This window comes from Xanthovirga aplysinae (assembly GCF_009711365.1).
Classification (GTDB): Bacteria; Bacteroidota; Bacteroidia; order Cytophagales; family Cyclobacteriaceae; genus Xanthovirga; species Xanthovirga aplysinae.
The window spans coordinates 1-1,624 of the sequence record NZ_SMMB01000438.1 but is presented as its reverse complement, the minus strand read 5'-3'; the positions used below and the strand labels follow the sequence as shown (position 1 = coordinate 1,624).

Sequence of the window (1,624 nt, the reverse complement as noted above, 5' to 3'; positions counted from 1 at the left end):
TATGTTCGTGGAAATTCACGCTTCGCCAGAAAAACGGGAGGATCAAATTATATTGAGCTAGGGTATTCTGATGGGGTAAATAAAATTATTTCTGATGATGAGGAAACCAATCAGAAAGATTTGGTAATAGAAGTAGCTAGCCCCGATGAATCATACGAGGGAACCAACTGGAATCGCTCTTTTTCGATTGCTACGGGAAGAAAAGGAAACTTGAAAAAAAGGCTAATAATTACGGGAGAAACAGGGTACGTAGGGATAGGTTCGGGAATACCGTCAGAAAAATTAGACGTTCAAGGAAACCTTAAGGCAAGTGGCAGTGCCAAATTTGGTAGCGCCAACCCAGAAGGAGCAGTCATAACTGCAAATTACGATTGGGACAAAGGGGATATAATTAAACTAACCAGAGGTTCCTTGACTACCTTAACTCTAGGAAACGGTGGGGGTACCTATTCCCATGGTTTAATACAATTCTTTGCAAGGGATCAGGAAGACCCCACTATCAATTTATCAGCTTCCCCTAGTGTAGATTCATATATTAATACCAAGAATTTTGGGATCGGTACCACTAATCCTGCCGAAAAATTAGAGGTGGTTGGCAACATCAAGGCCAGTGGCTCTGCCCAATTTTCTGGTAGAGTAAGCATAGGAGAGGGACCGACATATCCATACGCCCAACTTGACGTAACAGGAAGATATAGTACCTTATACTATGGTGCACAACTACACTTGCATTCAGACCAAAATGAGACAGGGATGTTTTTTGGTAGTTATGGTAACGAATTAGGGATGATTTCAGTTGGGGGACATTATGATGTGAGTGGAAAATACAGAGCTTTAAGTAACAACTTCTCCAATATCTATCTTTATGAAAAACAGATAAATTTTAGAATAAATACCAACCTATCTACCGGAAGCAGTTTTACACCCACCACAAGGTTTAAGGTGAGTGATACGGAAGTTAGATCCTATACTAATTTAAACGTTGAAGGAGACATAAAAGCTTCGGGTGCAGCCACTATTACAGGTTCTCTTACGGCCGAAGGATTTCTCTTCTCCCCTGCCCTGTTTCAAATATCCGACCTAAGAAGCAAAGAAGCAGTAACCAGCATGGACAGCGTATTAGATAAAGTCATGCAAATGAATCCCATTCAATACTGCTATAAATCTGACAAAAAAGAAAAACAAAAGCACCTGGGATTTGGTGCCCAGGAAGTTAAAAACCTATTTCCGGAGCTGGTATATTTTTCTGAAGAAAAAGATGCTTATAGCCTTAACTACAACAATATGACCGCAGTAAATACGGCGGCAATACAGGAGTCCAATATCCGATTTCATCAGAAGTTTTACCAACAGCAGCAATGCATTGAAAAGCAAAAAGAAGAACTCCAAAAACAAAAAGAAGAATTGCAAGCACTCAAAAAGGTGGTGAAAGAACTAACCACCCCTACCCTGGAAAAAGTCTCCAGAATATGGCGTTCTCGGAAAAGGGAAGAATAATGTAAAAACTAATACCCGGGGGAAAACCTTTCCCACAATAAGAAATGGGAAAAACCAAATGAATTTATTTAAAAATAACAACAGCGAATAATGAGAAGACTATTTTTTACCGAAGGCGGCCGTATGC

At 40.0% G+C, this 1,624-nt stretch carries 1 protein-coding gene; it reads left to right on the top strand.

Annotated features, from left to right (window positions below; all coding sequences use genetic code 11):
* Positions 1 to 1,497, top strand: a 1,497-nt coding sequence (locus E1171_RS01640; protein WP_155203433.1) for a tail fiber domain-containing protein, incomplete at its 5' end; no start/stop codon positions are given.
* Positions 1,498 to 1,624: the final 127 nt, after the last annotated feature.